Annotated in this window: 14 protein-coding genes; 5 read left to right on the plus strand and 9 right to left on the minus strand. The window is 72.6% G+C overall.

Annotated elements, in window-relative coordinates; all coding sequences use genetic code 11:
* Positions 1 to 5: 5 nt before the first annotated feature.
* Together cobO and GE300_RS12735 are read left to right on the plus strand one after the other, a co-directional pair.
* Positions 6 to 614 carry a cob(I)yrinic acid a,c-diamide adenosyltransferase gene (cobO, locus tag GE300_RS12730; RefSeq protein ID WP_154446952.1) on the plus strand — a complete coding sequence of 203 codons (609 nt, stop codon included), beginning with the start codon at positions 6 to 8 and terminating at the stop codon, positions 612 to 614.
* Between the two features lie 145 nt (positions 615 to 759).
* Positions 760 to 2,193, plus strand: coding sequence for a cobyric acid synthase (locus GE300_RS12735; RefSeq protein WP_154446990.1), 1,434 nt, complete (start codon positions 760 to 762; stop codon positions 2,191 to 2,193).
* A 3-nt stretch (positions 2,194 to 2,196) separates the two neighbouring features.
* Here the strand turns inward: GE300_RS12735 and cobD are convergent, their stop codons facing one another.
* Genes cobD through cobT form a run of 4 tightly spaced genes read right to left on the minus strand, consistent with a single transcriptional unit; the run spans position 2,197 to position 6,032 of the window.
* Positions 2,197 to 3,159 (minus strand): threonine-phosphate decarboxylase CobD, encoded by a 963-nt coding sequence (gene cobD, locus GE300_RS12740; protein ID WP_154446953.1) that lies wholly within the window; start codon positions 3,157 to 3,159, stop codon positions 2,197 to 2,199.
* 11 nt (positions 3,160 to 3,170) lie between these two features.
* Entirely contained in the window at positions 3,171 to 4,094 is a 924-nt protein-coding gene (gene cbiB, locus GE300_RS12745; RefSeq protein WP_154446991.1) for an adenosylcobinamide-phosphate synthase CbiB, read from the minus strand.
* A gap of 11 nt (positions 4,095 to 4,105) precedes the next feature.
* Positions 4,106 to 4,957, minus strand: a complete 852-nt coding sequence (locus tag GE300_RS12750) for a propanediol utilization protein (protein ID WP_154446954.1) — start codon at positions 4,955 to 4,957, stop codon at positions 4,106 to 4,108.
* Complete coding sequence (gene cobT / locus GE300_RS12755; RefSeq protein WP_233416982.1) at positions 4,932 to 6,032, minus strand: nicotinate-nucleotide--dimethylbenzimidazole phosphoribosyltransferase; 1,101 nt, start codon at positions 6,030 to 6,032, stop codon at positions 4,932 to 4,934. The genes GE300_RS12750 and cobT overlap by 26 nt, the downstream gene beginning before the upstream one ends.
* 86 nt (positions 6,033 to 6,118) lie before the next feature.
* On the opposite strand from cobT, the gene cobU reads away from it, so the two are divergent.
* On the plus strand, positions 6,119 to 6,622 hold the full coding sequence (gene cobU / locus GE300_RS12760; protein ID WP_325063220.1) for a bifunctional adenosylcobinamide kinase/adenosylcobinamide-phosphate guanylyltransferase: 504 nt from the start codon (positions 6,119 to 6,121) through the stop codon (positions 6,620 to 6,622).
* Here the strand turns inward: cobU and GE300_RS12765 are convergent.
* From GE300_RS12765 to GE300_RS12775, 3 genes are all read right to left on the minus strand, one after another.
* Positions 6,619 to 7,011: a DUF1636 family protein gene (locus tag GE300_RS12765; RefSeq protein ID WP_154446955.1), complete on the minus strand. Its 393-nt coding sequence runs from the start codon at positions 7,009 to 7,011 to the stop codon at positions 6,619 to 6,621. The two genes, cobU and GE300_RS12765, sit on opposite strands and share 4 nt — an antisense overlap.
* Positions 7,012 to 7,148: 137 nt before the next feature.
* Positions 7,149 to 8,252: a site-specific DNA-methyltransferase gene (locus tag GE300_RS12770; RefSeq protein ID WP_154446956.1), complete on the minus strand. Its 1,104-nt coding sequence runs from the start codon at positions 8,250 to 8,252 to the stop codon at positions 7,149 to 7,151.
* Between the two features lie 78 nt (positions 8,253 to 8,330).
* The gene (locus GE300_RS12775) at positions 8,331 to 8,930 is read right to left on the minus strand and encodes a ribonuclease HII (protein WP_154446957.1); all 600 of its coding nucleotides are present in this window, start codon (positions 8,928 to 8,930) and stop codon (positions 8,331 to 8,333) included.
* Positions 8,931 to 9,038: 108 nt separating this feature from the next.
* Here GE300_RS12775 and GE300_RS12780 point away from each other — a divergent pair, with 108 nt between their 5' ends.
* Positions 9,039 to 10,502 (plus strand): M48 family metalloprotease, encoded by a 1,464-nt coding sequence (locus tag GE300_RS12780; protein WP_233416983.1) that lies wholly within the window; start codon positions 9,039 to 9,041, stop codon positions 10,500 to 10,502.
* A 15-nt stretch (positions 10,503 to 10,517) separates the two neighbouring features.
* On the opposite strand, the gene ubiB is transcribed toward GE300_RS12780, so the two are convergent.
* Together ubiB and ubiE are read right to left on the minus strand one after the other, a co-directional pair.
* A complete protein-coding gene (ubiB, locus tag GE300_RS12785; protein WP_154446959.1) occupies positions 10,518 to 12,044 on the minus strand; it encodes a 2-polyprenylphenol 6-hydroxylase in 1,527 nt (508 codons plus the stop codon).
* 3 nt (positions 12,045 to 12,047) lie between these two features.
* Positions 12,048 to 12,800, minus strand: coding sequence for a bifunctional demethylmenaquinone methyltransferase/2-methoxy-6-polyprenyl-1,4-benzoquinol methylase UbiE (gene ubiE / locus GE300_RS12790; RefSeq protein WP_154446960.1), 753 nt, complete (start codon positions 12,798 to 12,800; stop codon positions 12,048 to 12,050).
* Positions 12,801 to 12,957: 157 nt separating this feature from the next.
* Here ubiE and mutM point away from each other — a divergent pair, with 157 nt between their 5' ends.
* Positions 12,958 to 13,809: a bifunctional DNA-formamidopyrimidine glycosylase/DNA-(apurinic or apyrimidinic site) lyase gene (gene mutM / locus GE300_RS12795; protein ID WP_154446961.1), complete on the plus strand. Its 852-nt coding sequence runs from the start codon at positions 12,958 to 12,960 to the stop codon at positions 13,807 to 13,809.
* Positions 13,810 to 13,858: the final 49 nt, after the last annotated feature.

The following is a 13,858-nucleotide window of genomic DNA, read 5'->3' on the forward strand; positions in this document are numbered from 1 at the left end:
ACGCCATGACCGACGACACCGACCGCCACGCCGCCAAGATGGCCAAGAAAAAAGCCGCCCGCGACAAGATCATGGCTACCAAGACCGAGGAGAAGGGCCTGATCATCGTCCATACCGGCAAGGGCAAGGGCAAGTCCTCGGCCGCGTTCGGCATGATCTTCCGCTGCATCGCCCACCAGATGCCCTGTGCCGTGGTGCAGTTCATCAAGGGCGGCATGAGCACCGGCGAGCGCGACCTGATCCTGTCGCGGTTCTCGGACGCCTGCCAGTTCCACACCATGGGCGAGGGCTTCACCTGGGAGACGCAGGACAAGTCCCGCGACATCGAGATGGCTGCGGCGGCCTGGGAAAAGGCGAAGGAACTGATCCGCGACCCCGAGATCCGCATGGTGCTGCTGGACGAGATCAACATCGCCCTGCGCTACGACTACCTGGACGTCGAGGAGGTGGTGGCGTTCCTGAAGTCCGAGAAACCGCCGATGACCCACGTCGTGCTGACCGGCCGCAACGCCAGGGAACCGCTGATCGAGGCGGCGGACCTGGTGACCGAGATGGAACTGGTCAAGCACCCGTTCCGCTCCGGGGTGAAGGCGCAGAAAGGCGTGGAGTTCTGACCATGCTCCGGCGATGCGGGGCCGGCGCAGGCGCTCCGAGGGTGCGGATCCGCACCCTCGCCTCCGGCCCGTCCGGGCCGGAGGGGCCGGGCCTGCCCGGCCGAGCGCGGTTGCTCCCGGTGGGGCAGTCGTGACCAATGCCCTGATGTTGCAGGGCGCCGGCTCGAACGTCGGCAAGTCGCTGCTGGTCGCCGGTTTGTGCCGTGCGGCGCGGAACCGGGGGCTTTCGGTTCGGCCGTTCAAGCCGCAGAACATGTCGAACAACGCCGCGGTGACGCAGGATGGCGGCGAGATCGGCCGGGCGCAGGCGCTGCAGGCGCTGGCCTGCGGGGTCGCGCCGCACACCGACATGAACCCCGTCCTGCTGAAGCCGGAAACCGACACCGGCGTGCAGGTCGTCGTCAACGGCCGACGCCTGAACACGGTTCGGGCGCGGGACTACGCGGCGCTGAAGCCGCAGCTCTTGCGCACGGTCACCGACAGTTTCCGACGGCTGCGCGCAAGCGCCGATCTGGTGCTGGTCGAAGGCGCGGGCAGCCCGGCCGAGGTCAACCTGCGCGAGGGCGACATCGCCAACATGGGCTTTGCGCGGGCCTCGGGCACGCCCGTGGTGCTGGTCGGCGATATCGACCGCGGCGGGGTGATCGCCCAGATCGTCGGCACCCGGGCAGTGCTCGATCCGGGCGACGCGGCGATGATCCGCGGTTTCGTGATCAACAAGTTCCGGGGCGACCCTGCCCTGTTCGCCGACGGCTACGACCTTATCGCCGCCCGCACCGGTTGGCCCGGCTTCGGCGTCGTGCCCTGGTTCCGCCATGCCCACAGGCTGCCCGCCGAGGATGCGCTGGACGTGACCGGCGGCGGCACGGGGGCGCTGAGGATTGCCTGCCCGCTGCTGTCGCGGATCGCCAATTTCGACGATCTCGACCCGCTGAAGCAGGAACCGGGCGTCACCCTTGCAATGGTTCGCCCCGGCGCGCCGCTGCCCGGCGACGCCGACCTGGTGATCCTGCCCGGCACCAAGTCCACGCGCGGCGATCTGGCGATGCTGCGGGCCGAGGGCTGGGATGTGGACCTGATCGCCCATCAGAGGCGCGGCGGGCGCATCCTGGGGCTTTGCGGCGGTTACCAGATGCTCGGTCGCCGCATTGCCGACCCTGAGGGGATCGAGGGCCCGGCCGGCGAGACCGAGGGCCTCGGCCTGCTGGATGTCGAGACCGTCATGACGGGCGACAAGCGGCTGACCCGGGTCGCCGCGCAGCACGCCGCCACCGGGCTGGAGGTGCGCGGCTACGAGATCCACATCGGCCGCACCGACGGCCCCGACCGCACCCGGCCCTTCGCGCGGGTCGGCGGCCAGCCCGAGGGCGCTTGCTCGGCCGACGGGCGCGTGGCCGGCACCTATCTGCACGGGCTGTTCGCGCAGGACGGCTTCCGCGCCGCCTGGCTGCGCGGGCTGGGCGCCGCGTCCGGCACGCTGTCCTATGCCGCCACCGTCGAGCAGACGCTGGACGATCTCGCCGCGCATCTGGAGGCGCACATGGACGTGGACCGGCTGCTGGCGCTGGCGCGCGGCTGAGGCTCAGCGCAGCGCCTCCGCCAGCCGCCGCCACTCGTGCTCGGGGCCGGGCAGGCCCAGGCGCAGCCATTCGGGGCGGGCGGCGAAGGCCCGGCTCCAGATCCGGTGCCGCGCCAGCCGGGCGCGCGCCGCCTGGCCGTCGCCGACATCGTAGAGCCGGAACTGCGTGGTGCCGCCCGCCAGCCGCCAGCCGGCGCCGGTCGCCAGCGCGTCCAGCCGCTCCGCCCCCGCCGCCAGCCGGTCGACCGCCCGCGAGCGCCAGCCGCTGTCGGCCAGCGCCTGCGCCCCGGCCGCCAGCGCCGGGCCGCTCGCCGCCCACGGCCCCGCCAGCGCCCGCATCCGCGCGATGTCCGCCTCGGCGCCGAACGCGAACCCCAGCCGCAGCCCGGCCTGGCCGTAGAACTTGCCGAACGACCGCAGCACCAGCACGCCCTCGGGCGGCAGGTCTGGCAGCAGCGACAGCTGCGGTTCGGGATCGGCAAAGCTTTCGTCGACCACCAGCAGCCCGACCTGCGCCGCCAGCGCGCGCAGCGCCGCGGGGTCGTGCGCCCGCCCGTCGGGATTGTTCGGGTTCACCACCACCGCCACGTCGGCGCCGGCCAGGTCCTCCGGCGCCGCCGGGGTCTCGACGTGCCAACCGGCAGCGTCCAGCGCCCCGGCATGCTCGTTGTAGGTCGGCGACAGCACGCGGGCGAGGCCGCGCGGCCGCAGCAGCGGCACCAGCTGGATCGCCGCCTGCGCCCCCGCCAGCGCAAGACCCGGCGCATCGGTTCGGTAGGCGCTGCGCGCCGCCGCCATCGCGGCCTCGGTCAGCGCGCGGGTGGGCAGCGCCCGCGTCACCGCCTCGGGCAGATCGGGCATCGGCCAGGGCTGGCGGTTGATGCCGGTCGACAGATCGATCCAGTCGGCCGGATCGCCGCCGTACCTTGCCGCCGCCGCGTCCAGATCGCCGCCATGTTCGCGCATCCCGCCCCCCATCAGATCACGGCGACCAGACCGGTCGCAACCGCCGCCACCGCCACCATGCGGAGATAGAGCCGCAGCCCCGCACCGATCGCGCCGGCGTCCGGATCCGGCGCGCCGGCGTTGACCCAGGGCTGTGCCTCGGCCCCGGTTGCGTAGACGCGCGGCCCGGACAGCCGCACCCCCAGCGCGTGCGCCAGCGCCGCCTCGGGCCAGCCGGCGTTGGGCGAGCGATGCAGCGGCGCGTCCGGCCGCGCGCCGCGCAGCACCGCCGCCGGACGCCCCGAGGCGAGCGCGAAGCACAGCGCCGTCAGCCGCGCCGGTACCCAGTTCGCCGCATCGTCCAGCCGCGCCGCCACCCGCCCGAAGGCGTCATGGCGCGCGGTGCGATAGCCGATCATGCTGTCGAGCGTGTTGACCGCCTTGTAGCCCGCGATCCCGGGCAGACCGAGCAGCACGCCCCAGAACAGCGGCGCGATCACCCCGTCCGAGGCATTCTCGCCCAGACTTTCCAGCGCCGCGCGGGCGATGCCGGGTGCGTCCAGCGATGCCGGATCGCGGCCGACGATCATCGACACCGCCAGCCGCGCGCCCGGCAGATCGCCGCGCGCCAGCGGCCGGGCGACCCGGGCAACATGATCGTGCAGGCTGCGACCGGCCAGCAGCGGCGCGGCCAGCACCCCGGTCAGCGCCACGCCGGCCCAGCCGCCGGGCAGCGCCGCAGTCACCAGCGCGGCCGGCAGCACGGCGGCGGCCAGCACCACGGCCACCGCGGCGGCGCCGCGCAGAACACGGGCGCGTGCCGGCGCGGCATCGTCGTTCCAGGCGCGGTCCAGCCGGGCGATCAGCGCGCCGATCCACGTCACCGGGTGCCCGATCCGGCGGTACAGCGCCGCAGGCCAGCCAAAGATGGCGTCGAGGCCCAGCGCCAGCAGCATCGCCAGCGCCGTCACATTGCCCCCGGCGAGGTGAAGCGGACGACGCCCGCCAGCCCCGCGGCGCGCAAGGCCTCCACCGCCGCCGCCGGCGCGCCGCCGGGCGCGAACAGAAGCCCGCGCGCCGAGCCGGTGTGCGCGGCGACAACGCCCAGCGCGCCGTGCTTGCGTGCGGCCCGCAGCAGCGGCGCCGGATCGGGTCCGCCGTGCAGCGCGTGGTTGCGCCGGGCGGATTCGGTCGCGATCGCCGCCAGCCGGGCGCGGTCGCCGCGCGCGGCGCGCCAGTCCCCGAGCAGGTCCGCGATCTCGGCGAACGCGGCATCTTCCGGGTCGGTCGGAACCGGCGGGCCATGAAAGCCGCCAACGACCTCGAACGCCGGCACCGGCGGCAGATCGGCAACGACGCGGCCCCGGCGCGAGGCCCACAGCACCTGTCCCGGCTCGGGCAGCATCAGCGGATCGCTCGCGCCTTCCAGTTGCCGGCAGAGTTCGGCCGCCTCGGGGCCGGCGGGCAGGCCCAGCGCCTGCGCCACGGCCAGCAGCGCCGCGGTCGAGGCACCGGCGCCGGCGCCGGGCGGCATGTCGGCCTGCAGCCGCAGGCGACCGCCGCCGGCGCGCCCGGCAAGAGCGAACAGCCGCCGCAGCGCCGGGCCCGGCACCAGCCCGGGGGGCTGCTCGACCCGCAGATCGCCGCCCCCCGGCCGCCAGTCGGCGCGCACCGCAAGCGCCGGGCAGGGCAGCGTGATCAGCACCACCTCGCCGTGCAGGCGGCCCTGCAGCAGTTCGCCGAAATGGCCGGCGACGCGGGCCTGCCCGCCACCCGGACCCGGGATGGCCCCCTCAGAGGCCGCGGCTGACGCCGGCATCGTCGAAGCTGGCCATGTCGGTCAGCATGGCGGCCGCCGCGCGCACCAGCGGCCAGGCCAGCAGCGCGCCGGTGCCCTCGCCCAGGCGCATGCCCAGGCTCAGCAGCGGCTCGGCGCGCAGATGCGCCAGCACCGCGCGGTGCCCGGCCTCGGCCGAGGCATGGGCGAACACCATCGCGCCGCGCAGCTTTGGCGCTTCGGTCAGCACCACCAGCGCGGCGGCCGAGGCGATGAAGCCGTCGACGATGACCAGCCGGCGGGCGCGCGCCGCGGCCGCCATCGCGCCCGCCATCATCGCGATCTCGAACCCGCCGTATTCGGCCAGCGCATCGGCGGGGGTCAGCGCGCCGGTGCGGCCGGCGGCGCGCTGCAGCACCTCGGTCTTGCGGCGCAGCCCGCCGTCGTCCAGCCCGGTGCCGCGCCCTGTCAGCTCGGCCACCGGGCGGCCGGTGATCTTGTGCGCCACCAGTGTCGCCGCGGCGGTGTTGGCGATGCCCATCTCGCCGAAGCAGACCGCGTCGGCGTGGCCATCGGCGCCCAGCGCGGCGCCGGCCGCGCGCGCCCTTTCGCACTGCGCCGCCGTCATCGCCGGCCCGTGCGCGCTGTTCGCCGTGCCCGGCGCGATCTTGCGCACGATCAGTTCCGGGTGGGCAAGCTCGGCGGCGACGCCGGCATCGACCACGCGCAGGGCGACGCCGGCGGTGCGCGCGAACACGTTCGCCGCCGCGCCGCCGCCGAGGAAGTTCAGCACCATCTGCGCCGTCACCGCCTGCGGAAACGCCGACACGCCCTCGGCGGCGATGCCGTGATCGCCGGCGAAGATCGTCAATTGCGCCCGCTCCATGCGCGGCGTCAGCGTGCCCTGCAGCAGGGCGATCTGCGCGGCCAGATCCTCGATCCGGCCCAGCGAGCCGGGCGGCTTGGTCTTGGTGTCGATGGCATGGCGGATCCGCGCGGCCAGGTCCGGGGCCGGGTCCGGGGCCAGTTCCAAGGTCGAGTTCGGGACCATTTCCGGGGCCAATTCCGGGGCCATGTCAGAGGCCAGGTCGGAGGCAGCGTCGGGGGTCTGGGTCATTCGGCACCGCTGATTATTCGGGTGCCCCTGCCTAGCCGCTGGCATAGGCTGCGCGCAAGGATGTTGCGACAGGCAGGAGGCATCGGGTGCTGACACTGGTTCTGGGCGGCGCACGCTCGGGCAAGACCGCGGTCGCCGAGGCGCTGGCCGAGGCGGCGGCGGGCGCGCGCGTCTACCTGGCGACCGGGCAGGCGCTCGACGCCGAGATGGCCGCGCGCATCGCCCGCCACCGCGCCACCCGCGGCGACGGCTGGCGCACCGTCGAAGAGCCGCTGGACGTGGCGCGCGCCCTGGGTCGGAGCCGGCCGGGCGAGGCGGTGCTGCTCGACTGCCTGACGCTGTGGCTGTCGAACCTGATGCATCACGACCGCGATATCGCCGCCGAGACCGCGGCGCTGCTCGACGCCGCGCGTGCCTGCCCCGCGCCGGTGGTGATGGTGTCGAACGAAGTCGGCATGGGGCTGGTGCCCGAAACCCCGCTGGGCCGCGCGTTCCGCGATGCGCAGGGGCGGCTGAACCAGCAGGTCGCGGCGCAGGCCGACCGCGTCGCCTTCGTCGCCGCCGGGCTGCCGCTGTGGCTCAAGGGCTAGAGCGCGGGCGGCATCGCCAGCGGCGGCACCCGGGCGGTGAAATGGCCCTTCACCCCCTGCGGCCACTGCCGGTACGGCACCGCGCCGGTCGGACTTTCGGCATGCAGCGCGGCATAGCCGACCAGCGCCTCGGCCGCCTCGGGCCCGGGGGCGAAGCGGCCCAGAACATAGGTCATCTTGCCCTCGGCCGAGACCGCGACGTTGCAGCCGTGCTCGCAGCCCATCAGGCATGCGGTGCCGCGCACGTCGACACCGGGCACGCCGCGCGCCGCGCGCGCGACCAGCGCCAGCATTTCCTCGCCGCAGGGCGCGCGGTCGCGGTCCTCGCGCAGCGCAGGCTGGCGGCAGGTGGTGCAGACGGTGATCGTGGTCGGCGGCGCATCGGTCATGGCCGCAGCCCTAGCGCGGGCCGCGCCCGGATGCCAGACCCGGCCGCCCGGAGGGACCGCCCGCCGATAAAAAAAGCGCCGGGCTCGGGGCCCGGCGCCAGGTGCGTGCCGTCAGGCACTGGCGGTCGTCTCGGACGTCAGGCGGACATTTCCGCGCGGATCTGCTGCCGCAGGACGTCGATGGGAATCGCCTGGCCGTCGCGCTTGAACGACCAGTAGGTCCAGCCGTTGCACGAGGGCAGCCCCTCGAGAGCGGCGGCGACCTGGTGGATCGAGCCCCTGGTCTCGGCCGAGACCAGCGAGCCGTCGGCGCGCACCTTCGCGGTGCGGCGGCCGTTCAGCGACACCAGCACCTCGCCCGGCGCCAGCAGGCCGCGCTCGACCAGCTGGCCGAAGGGCACGCGCGGCTCGGCGCGGCGGCTGGCGGTGGTCTTCAGCGACTCGGCGTCGGCCCTGGGCACGCCGGCGATGCGCTTGCGGGCCAGCGTGGCATAGGCCTCGTCGCGCTCCAGCCCGATCCAGCGGCGCCCGAGCCGGCGCGCGACGGCGCCGGTGGTGCCGGTGCCGAAGAACGGGTCCAGGATCACGTCACCGGGCTTGCTGGTGGCGACAAGGACCCGGTGCAGCAGCGCCTCGGGTTTCTGCGTCGGGTGCGCCTTCTCGCCGCTCTCGGTCTTCAGCCGCTCGCCGCCGTTGCAGATCGGCAACAGCCAGTCCGAGCGCATCTGCACGCCGTCGTTCAGCTGCTTCAGCGCCTCGTAGTTGAACGTGTACTTCGCGCCGTCGCTTTTCCCGGCCCAGATCAGCGTCTCGTGCGCGTTGGTCAGGCGCTTGCCGCGAAAGTTCGGCATCGGGTTGGTCTTGCGCCAGACGACGTCGTTCAGAATCCAGAACCCGCTGTCCTGCAGCGCCGAGCCGACGCGGAAAATGTTGTGGTATGAACCGATTACCCAGATCGCACCGTCGGGTTTCAGCACCCGGCGCGCCGCCGTCAGCCAGGCGCGGGTGAAGGCGTCATAGGTCTCGAACGAGGCGAAGCGGTCCCAGTCGTTGTCCACCCCGTCGACGCGCGAATTGTCGGGGCGGTGCAGTTCGCCCTTGAGCTGCAGGTTGTAGGGCGGGTCGGCAAAGATCAGGTCGACCGAGCCCTCGGGCAAGCCGTTCATCAGTTCGATGCAGTCGCCGACAAGGACGGTGTCGAGCGGCAGGTCGGCGGCGGCCTGGGCGGTTTTCTGGGTCATCTTGAAAGTCCGGCTTGCGGGAATGTCTGTCCCCTCAAAGATGATTCAAATGCCGAATCAGGTCAATTTCTAATTGAATCAGAGGGTTACAAAATCTTCTTGGCACAAGATTTTGTGCACCGGCTTGAACGAGCGCCTATGGTGTGGGGTAACACCTAGGCTTTGCAGCGCTTCGAAATGGGCTTTCACCCCGTATCCGACGTTGGTGTCCCAGCCATAGCCCGGATACTGTTGCGCCAAGGCAACCATGATCCGGTCCCTTGTGACCTTTGCGACAATGGACGCCGCCGCGATGGCAGGCTCGGTTCCGTCGCCGCCGACGATCGCCTGGCCCGGGCATGGCAGACCGCCGGGAACGCCGTTGCCGTCGATCAACGCGCGGCGCGGCGGGACCGGCAGCGCCGCAACCGCCCGCCGCATCGCCAGGTAGGACGCCTGCAGGATGTTGATGCGGTCGATCTCGCGCACCGACGCGGCGCCGATCCCGATCTGCGCGCAGCCGCGCAGCGCGAGAAACAGCGCCTCGCGCCGCCTGGCGGTCAGCTTCTTGGAATCGTCGATCCCCTCGGGCACGGCGGCCGGGTCCAGGATCACCGCGGCCGCGACCACCGGGCCCGCCCACGGGCCGCGCCCGGCCTCGTCGATGCCGCAGACGGGATGCATGCCGCGCGCGGTCATCGGCGCACGACCTCGAAATTGCCACGAAATCCGTGCATGATCGCATGGTTCGTAAAGCGTTTCCGGTCTAGCGTGGAGGCGACACAAGTCCTGTCGCGTGAGTGCATGATGTTCCGCCCCGTCCCGATCCTCGCCCTGCTGTCGTTCGCCCTGCTGTCGTTCGCCCTGCTGACCTTCACCGGGCCTGCCGCCGGGTTCACCTCGGCCGAGCGCGACGCCGGCGCGCGTGCGCACGAGGGGGTCGTGATCCGGCACGGCGGCGCCTATTACTTCCCCGCGCTGTCCGAGTATGTCAATCAGGTCGGCGCCCGTCTCGCGGACCAGACCGAAGAGCCGCCCGAGGCCTGGACCTTCACCATTCTCGACACCGCCACGGCGACTGCCTTCGCCCGGCCCGGCGGCTATGTCTACGTCAGCCGCGGACTGCTGGCGCTGGCCAATTCCGAGGCCGAACTGGCGGCCGCGCTGGCGCAGCCGATGGCGCATCTTCTGACCGGCGCGCTGCGCCCGGCGGCGGCGGGGCCGATGCGGCCCGACACGGTGCTGGCGCCCGACGCGCTGCTGGACGGGCTGACCGGGATCGCGGACGAGGGCGTCGCACCGGCGCCGCCGCCGCGCCGCGACGCAGGCACGCCGCCGCCGCCGGACACCGAAGCCGAAGTCGCGGCCGCCAAGCGCGGCGTGGCGATGCTTGCGGCGGCGGGCTATCCGACCCGGGCGGCGGCCGAACTTGCGGTGCGCCTGCAGACCCACGACGCGCTGGCGCGCCGGCTGGACCAGACCAGCCGCGTCGCGATGCTGGGCGCGACGCCCGAGCAGCGCGACCTGATCGCCGCGGCGATCGCCGAAGCGGTGCGCGCGCAGCCCGGCGCGCCCGAGGCCGACGCCGGCGAAGCCGACTTCAAGCTGATGCTGCAGGGTCTGCTCTACGGCGACAGCCCGGCGCAGGGGCTGGTACGCGAGGGCGCGTTCGTTCATCCGATGCTGCGTTTCGCCTTCGACCTGCCCGAAGGGTTTACCGTGCAGTTCGACGCCGCCACGCTGACCGCCCGCGCGCCGGGCGGCGCGGTGATGATCCTCGACACCACCGAACGCGTCGGCAGCCGGCTGGAAAGCTATGTCCGCGACGACTGGGCGCCGGCGCTGACGCGGCAGGTGTCGTCCGGCTACATCTACGACCTGCAGAGCCTGGAGATCGGCGGCTTCGAGGCCGCGAGCGCGTTCCAGCCCTATGCCGACGAGGACGGCGCCAAGGTCGCGCAGCTGTTCGTCATCCGCACCGACCAGCGGGTCTACCGGTTCCGCGGCATCGCGCCGGCCGAGGACATCTCGGCCAGCCTGGCGATGGAGGACGCGGTGCGCAGCTTCCGCCGCCTGCCCGCGACCGAGGCGGTGCGCTATCCGCCGTACTGGGTGCAGATCCATCAGGTCCGCCGCGGCGAGACGATGAACCTGTTCGCGGCGGCGGTGCCATTGCGGCAGGGCGCCGAAAGCCGGTTCCGCGACCTGAACGGCTATTACGGCGACCGCGTGCCGGTGATCGGCGATCTGGTCAAGCTGGTGATGGAATAGCCCGCCGCGCCGCGGTCAGATGATCTCGGCCAGCGCCACCACCGCCAGCGCGCCGCTGGCGCCGGTCAGCAGCCAGCCCCACCACGGCATGCCGCGGTCGCCGCGCGGCGGCGCGTCGTTCGCCGCCTGCATCAGCGCGCGCTCGGCCATCGACGGCAGCAGCGGGCCGAAACGCGACAGCACCTTCACCGTGGTCGCAAGATCGTTCAGCACCGCCCGCGGCCCGAGGTTGTCGCGGATGTAGTCCTCGACCACCGGTTTGGCCGCCTCCCACATGTTCAGCGCCGGGTTCAGCGACCGGGCGACGCCCTCGACCACCACCATCGTGCGCTGCAGCAGGATCAGCTCGGTCCGGGTTTCCATACCGAAGCGCTCGGTCACGTCGAACAGGTGCGCCAGCAGCCGCGCCATCGAGATGTGGCTCGCGTCCTGCCCGAAGATCGGCTCGCCGACCGAGCGCAGCGCCTGCGCGAAGGCGTCGACATCCTGCGTGCGGGGGACATAGCCGGCCTCGAAATGCACCTCGGCGACGCGGCGGTAGTCGCGGCGCAGGAAACCGATCAGGATCTCGGAATAGACCCGGCGGGTGTAGGCGTCGATCCGGCCCATGATGCCGAAGTCCAGCGCCACGATGTCGCCGTTCGGCGCCAGCTTCAGGTTGCCCTGGTGCATGTCGGCGTGGAAGAAACCGTCGCGCAGCGCGACCTTGAGAAAGGTCTGGATCACGCGCAGCGACAGCTCGTTCAGATCGGCGCCGCGCGCCGCCAGCGCCGGCACGTCGCCGAACTTGGTGCCCTCGGCCCATTCCAGCGTCAGCACCCGGCGGCCGGACTGCGGCCAGATCACCTCGGGCACCGAGAAGCCGGCGTCGTTCGCGGTGTTGGCGCGGAACTCGTCGGCAGCCGAGGCTTCCATCCGCAGGTCCAGCTCGCCCAGCACCACGCTTTCGAAGTGTCCGATCACCACCGTCGGCTTCAGCCGGCGCGACCGCGGGGCGAGGATCTCGATCAGCCGGGCGGCCAGATAGAAGGCGTCGACGTCGCGCAGGAACGCCCGCTCGATGCCGGGCCGCAGCACCTTGACCGCGACCTCGCGGCCGTTCTCGCGCAGCCGCGCGCGGTGCACCTGCGCCAGCGAGGCGGCGGCGACCGGCCCGGAGAAGTCGTCGAACACCGCGTCCACCGGCAGGCCCAGCTCGCGCGCGATCGAGACGCGGGCGACCTCGGTCGGGAATTCCGGCAGATCGTCCTGCAGCTGCTTCAGCTCGGCCGCCAGTTCGTCGCCGACCACATCGGGGCGGGTGGACATCAGCTGGCCGAACTTGATGTAGGCCGGCCCCAGCGCGGTCAGCGCCCGGCTGATCGGCGGCAGCGACGGATCGCCCCTGTGCCCCAGCCAGGCGAACGGCCAGCCCAGAACGCGGGCGGCGATCCGCAGGTGGCGCGGCGCCTGCATCGCCTCCAGCGCCTCGCGCATGGCGCCGGTGCGCTCGAAGGTGGCGCCGGTCCGGATCAGGCGCCAGAGATTGTGCGGTCCACGCATGCGCTACAGCTTCCAGCCCGAATGCAGCGCGGCGATCCCCAGCGACAGGTTGCGCCAGCGCACCTGGCCGAAGCCGGCGGCGCGGATCATCTCGGCGAACGGCTCCTGCGCGGGAAAACGGCGGATCGATTCGACCAGGTACTGATAGCTGTCCCGGTCGCCCGCGATCGCCTGGCCCATCGGCGGGATGACGTTGAAGGAGTAGCGGTCGTACAGCCACTGCATCCCCGGGTTCGGCAGCTGGCTGAACTCCAGCACCATCAGCCGCCCGCCGGGGCGCAGCACGCGGAACGCCTCGGACAGCGCGTCGCCGATCCGGGTCACGTTCCGGATCCCGAAGCTGATCGTGTAGCAGTCGAAGGCGTTGTCCGGGAACGGCAGCGCCATGGCGTCGCCGGCGACCCAGTCCAGATGCGCCGACAGGTGCTCGGCCTCGGCGCGCTGGCGGCCCGCGGCCAGCATTCCCTCGGTCATGTCCAGCACCGTCGCGTGCCCGGTGCCGTGGGTGCGCGACAGATAGCGGAAGGCGATGTCGCCGGTGCCCCCGGCCACGTCCAGCAGCCGCGTGTTCCGGCGCGGCGCCAGCCAGTCCAGCATCGCGTCCTTCCAGACCCGGTGGATGCCCAGGCTCATCACGTCGTTCATCACGTCGTAGCGCGACGCGACCGAGGTGAAGACCCCGTGCACGCGGCCGGCCTTCTCGTCTTCCGGGATCTGCTGGAACCCGAAGTGCGTGGTCTTTGCGTCCGCTGCCATGTTCCCGAAACCGCTGTGCCTGATTGCGCGCCAGTTAATACGTCCCGGCCAGGTAGTACAATTCCGCCCGTGCGTCGCGCGGGGCGTCAGATTGACACCGCCCCCGCCGTTGCCTATCGCCGCGAGGGCCGTCACCGCGCAGAAGGAGCGCCGCGAGATGCCCGAACTGCCCGAGGTCGAGACCGTCCGCCGCGGGCTGGAGCCGGCGATGGCCGGCGCGCGCATCCTGCGGGCGCAGGTGCGCCGGCCCGACCTGCGCTGGCCCCTGCCCGCGCGCATGTCCGAACGGCTGACCGGGGCGCGGGTGCTGCGCCTGGGCCGCCGCTCCAAGTACATCCTGGCCGATCTGGACACCGGCGAGACGCTGATCGTCCACCTCGGCATGTCGGGACGGATGCTGGTCGAGGGCGCCGCGCCGGGCGATTTCCACCACCAGCGCGCCGCGCCGCGGGCGCACGACCACGTCATCCTCGACATGGAGGGCGGCGCGCGGATCACCTTCAACGACGCGCGCCGGTTCGGGGCGATGGACCTGGCGCCGACCGCCGCCGCCGAGACGCACTGGCTGCTGGCGCGGCTGGGCCCCGAGCCGCTGGGCAACGCCTTTACCGCCGACTACCTGGCGGCGCGGCTGGCCGGGCGGCGCACGCCGATCAAGGCCGCGCTGCTGGACCAGAGGATCGTCGCGGGACTGGGGAACATCTATGTCTCGGAGGCGTTGTGGCAGGCCGGGATTCATCCGCGCAGACCGGCCGGGAACGTCTCGGCCGCGCGGCTGGCGGTGCTGGTGCCGGCGATCCGCGCGGTGCTGACCGCCGCGATCGAGGCCGGCGGCTCGTCGCTGCGCGACTACCGCCAGGCGGACGGAGAGCTGGGCTATTTCCAGCACAGCTTCGCCGCCTACGACCGCGAGGGGCAGCCCTGCCGCCGCGACGGCTGCACCGGCACGATTCGCCGGATCGTCCAGTCGGGACGGTCCAGCTACTACTGCAGCGCCTGCCAGAGATAGGGTTGCGCCCGACCGGCTTCGTGGTACCTGTGGCGAGGTTGTCAGGGCG

The sequence above is a fragment of the Halovulum marinum genome (assembly GCF_009697225.1).
Taxonomy (GTDB): Bacteria; Pseudomonadota; Alphaproteobacteria; order Rhodobacterales; family Rhodobacteraceae; genus Halovulum; species Halovulum marinum.

Coding starts and splice junctions, on each gene's coding strand:
- GE300_RS12765 (WP_154446955.1), bottom strand. CDS start 7,011: ATGACCGATGCGCCGCCGACCACGATCACCGTCTGCACCACCTGCCGC.
- ubiE (WP_154446960.1), bottom strand. CDS start 12,800: ATGGCAGCGGACGCAAAGACCACGCACTTCGGGTTCCAGCAGATCCCG.
- GE300_RS12770 (WP_154446956.1), bottom strand. CDS start 8,252: ATGACCCAGAAAACCGCCCAGGCCGCCGCCGACCTGCCGCTCGACACC.
- GE300_RS12750 (WP_154446954.1), bottom strand. CDS start 4,957: ATGCCGGCGTCAGCCGCGGCCTCTGAGGGGGCCATCCCGGGTCCGGGT.
- cobT (WP_233416982.1), bottom strand. CDS start 6,032: ATGACCCAGACCCCCGACGCTGCCTCCGACCTGGCCTCTGACATGGCC.
- cobD (WP_154446953.1), bottom strand. CDS start 3,159: ATGCGCGAACATGGCGGCGATCTGGACGCGGCGGCGGCAAGGTACGGC.
- cbiB (WP_154446991.1), bottom strand. CDS start 4,094: ATGCTGCTGGCGCTGGGCCTCGACGCCATCTTTGGCTGGCCTGCGGCG.
- GE300_RS12775 (WP_154446957.1), bottom strand. CDS start 8,930: ATGACCGCGCGCGGCATGCATCCCGTCTGCGGCATCGACGAGGCCGGG.
- GE300_RS12735 (WP_154446990.1), top strand. CDS start 760: ATGTTGCAGGGCGCCGGCTCGAACGTCGGCAAGTCGCTGCTGGTCGCC.
- ubiB (WP_154446959.1), bottom strand. CDS start 12,044: ATGCGTGGACCGCACAATCTCTGGCGCCTGATCCGGACCGGCGCCACC.
- mutM (WP_154446961.1), top strand. CDS start 12,958: ATGCCCGAACTGCCCGAGGTCGAGACCGTCCGCCGCGGGCTGGAGCCG.
- GE300_RS12780 (WP_233416983.1), top strand. CDS start 9,039: ATGTTCCGCCCCGTCCCGATCCTCGCCCTGCTGTCGTTCGCCCTGCTG.
- cobO (WP_154446952.1), top strand. CDS start 6: ATGACCGACGACACCGACCGCCACGCCGCCAAGATGGCCAAGAAAAAA.